The organism is Moorena sp. SIO4A5 (assembly GCF_010672005.1).
Lineage (GTDB): Bacteria > Cyanobacteriota > Cyanobacteriia > Cyanobacteriales > Coleofasciculaceae > Moorena.
In genome coordinates this window covers 1-3,129 of sequence record NZ_JAAHHZ010000573.1, presented here as the reverse complement: position 1 = coordinate 3,129, position 3,129 = coordinate 1, and the positions used below count along the sequence as shown (strand labels likewise).

The 3,129-nt window shown below is 44.2% G+C and carries 3 protein-coding genes and 1 pseudogene; 2 read left to right on the top strand and 2 right to left on the bottom strand.

Annotated elements, in window-relative coordinates; translation table 11 throughout:
- Positions 1-473, bottom strand: a pseudogene (locus F6K57_RS41220) (Uma2 family endonuclease); the annotation flags it as partial.
- A gap of 183 nt (positions 474-656) precedes the next feature.
- On the opposite strand from F6K57_RS41220, the gene F6K57_RS41215 reads away from it, so the two are divergent.
- Together F6K57_RS41215 and F6K57_RS41210 are read left to right on the top strand one after the other, a co-directional pair.
- A complete protein-coding gene (locus F6K57_RS41215; protein ID WP_293042592.1) occupies positions 657-845 on the top strand; it encodes a DUF4089 domain-containing protein in 189 nt (62 codons plus the stop codon).
- Positions 846-928: 83 nt separating this feature from the next.
- Positions 929-2,320, top strand: coding sequence for an AtzE family amidohydrolase (locus F6K57_RS41210; protein WP_293074857.1), 1,392 nt, complete (start codon positions 929-931; stop codon positions 2,318-2,320).
- A 48-nt stretch (positions 2,321-2,368) separates the two neighbouring features.
- Here F6K57_RS41210 and F6K57_RS41205 read toward each other — a convergent pair whose 3' ends face one another.
- A complete protein-coding gene (locus F6K57_RS41205) occupies positions 2,369-2,521 on the bottom strand; it encodes a hypothetical protein (RefSeq protein ID WP_293074854.1) in 153 nt (50 codons plus the stop codon).
- Between the last annotated feature and the right edge of the window lie 608 nt (positions 2,522-3,129).

Below are 3,129 nucleotides of genomic sequence, written 5' to 3'. Positions count from 1 at the left end.
TTAAGCGATCGCATTTCCAAACTTCCGGAGGCTGGGTCAAAAATCACATAAATTGGTACTTGTAGGATTTGCTCGTAAAAGTACCATTTGCCATAGGGGTAACGAGGGTTCATGGAATATTCTCCTTGCTCCTTCTCGGATAAGAACTCCATAACCACTGCTGGTAACTCTCCTTCCGTGTGAGGGGTATAGCTCCGGCGAATCACCCCTGGTAAGACTGGAAACACGGAAGGTACATAAAACCAGTCCGGTGCTTTGACTACTGTTTTACCGTCCACATTGGCACAGAGTCCAAAGTTGGACGCAATCAACATTGATTTAGTGATAAATCCGGCTAATTCCAGAATCTCTCGGAGGATAGCCGCTAATAAGGGATGATAGATATCATCCACTGGGTCATCGGGTAATTGAAATTCATCGGGGAGTTTTTCCCATCGGATAATCGCTTCGGCTTTCGTTTGAGTCATAGCCATATCGGGTGTCTTTATATCCTTAAGGTAACGAAAAACTTAACTTTGTTTTTTTGAAGATAGTTTTGAAGAGACTGCCGATTTTTGATGGTTGAGTTTTGAGTAATAACGACAGCTTTTAAAATTATATTATATTTATAGATTATAATTAATTTTAACTACTAAATTCTTAAAGAATAACTAGTAATGATGCCCAAAAAACTTGAAACTGCTACCTATGTCGAAGCAACGGCGCAACTCATTGATTTAGACCTTAAGCCCGAACACCGTCCTGGTGTTATCAAAAACTTCGCTAAAATTTATGCGATCGCATCTCTAGTCACAGAATTTAGCTTACCTGATGATATCGCAGCTGCTCCTGTATTTGAACCTTAGGATGCTGATAATTTTTGACTATCAAATTATCTAGTTTATTGGTTGATCAGCGTTACTCAATCATCATAATAGTTGAAATTAGGATGCTAACCGTGAACCCAACTGATGCCATTGGAATTACCACTGCGATTCGAGAAGGTCAAGTCACCGCCAAAACAGTCATTACTAACTGTCTCGAAAAAATAACTGTCCGTAACCAATCCCTTAACTGTTTCACAACGGTTACCACTGACCAAGCCTTATCCGATGCTGAACACATTGATCATGCTATTGCTAAAGGGAACAATCCCGGTCCATTGGCAGGAGTTCCTTTTGCGGTTAAAAACTTATATGATATCGCTGGCTTAATAACATTAGCTGGGTCAAAAATTAATGCTGAAAATCCTCCTGCTTCCCGTGATGCTACTGCTGTAACTAAACTCAAACAAGCGGGTGCTATCCTAGTCGGAGCATTAAATATGGATGAGTACGCCTATGGCTTTGTAACGGAAAATAGCCATTACGGTGCAACTCATAACCCCCATGATCTCACTCGCATTGCTGGTGGTTCCTCTGGCGGCTCGGCAGCAGCAGTGGCAGCGGGATTAGTACCAATCACTCTCGGTTCTGATACCAATGGTTCAATCCGGGTACCAGCTGCGTTGTGTGGTACTTTTGGCTTCAAACCTACCTACGGACGATTGTCTCGCGCAGGGGTTTTCTTGTTTTCTGCTAGTTTGGATCATATCGGTCCGTTTGCTCGTTCTGTACGGGATATTGCTACTATCTTTGATATCCTTCAGGGAGCAGATCCCACTGATCCAGTTTGTACCAATCGTCTCCCAGAACTTTGTGTCCCCCAGCTTAACCAGGGGATTGACGGGTTACGGATTGGAGTTGCGGATGGCTATTTTGCTCAAGGGGCAGAACCAGAAGTCTTGGATGCTGTCGCTAAAGTCGCTAGTAGCTTGGATGTAACTGCCTCGGTTACTATCCCAGAAGCCAAGCGAGCCAGAGCAGCAGCTTATATTATTACAGCTAATGAAGGGTCAAACCTGCATTTGGACAATTTGCGTAAACGTCCCGATGATTTTGATCCAGCTACACGCGATCGCTTTTTAGCAGGTGCCCTAATTCCAGGGACTTGGTATATTCAAGCGCAACGGTTTCGACAATGGTTTCGCGATCGCATTCGGGAAGTCTTCCAAGATGTCGATATTATCCTTGCTCCCACTACACCCTGTGTTGCTCCCCTACTGGGTCAAGAAAAAATGGTCATTGCCGGGGAAGAAGTGTTGGTTCGTCCAAACTTAGGATTATTTACTCAACCCTTATCCTTCATTGGCTTACCGGTCTTATCGGTACCAATTCACCGTCCTGGTCAAATGCCCTTAGGGGTACAAATTATTGCTGCACCCTACCATGAAGCAATGATTCTTAGAGTTGCTGCAGTGCTTGAGGAGCAAGGCATTATTTCAGCAGCGGTTGTGTCTTAACAAATGGATGATTAAGACAATATTCTTTCACCGCAAATAGTTGTCTTATCACACATTAGACTTCGCGGCAGAAGTCGGGAACAGGGAACAGGGAACAGGGAACAGTGGACAAGAATTGGCGCAAAGCGATGCAGCGCGGTCTTGGGGGTTTCCCCCATGAGCGACTGCATCAAGAACACTATTATAAAAATACTTTTGCAAGAGGTCTATTGTAACTAAACATATTTTTGCAAGAGGTCTAATAAGTGCATTAGTTTTGATAGAGATTCGACTTATTTCTTCCACTTTATGAATCTTGAACAGATTTTGTGACGCATTCCCCCACCTGGCCTACGGCCACGCTGCGCGAACGTTCAGGTGGGGGTCAAGGAACGACAAATTGTGTTATAATTAATCTAGCTTGAGCGGTACGGCAAAGGACAGAACAAGATTCTGAGCAACCTAGAGGCACGACCTCTCAACGCCAGGGAAAACAAACCTATAAATCCTGTGTAGTCGGTTTATATACGTCAGACTCTAGGTAAAAGTTCCTAATACAAGCCCCATAGCGGAAACGACTTGGGGGAGCACTCCAGCAAAAGTCCTGGGTGTTCGGCGGGAATGCCGCCTGTCGCGAGGGATAAACCCTTGTAATCAAGACGGACACCCCCACCACGAGAACGCAGGTGGGGGAAGCATTCATTAGTCCCGCAATTAAACCCCTATAAAACGGTATAAAACGGGATTTAATATCGCAAAACGGACATTGACATTTTACTAGCGCTAGAGTATAATTAAAGGTGATTGACATAGCAGTTGACGATGCCCAA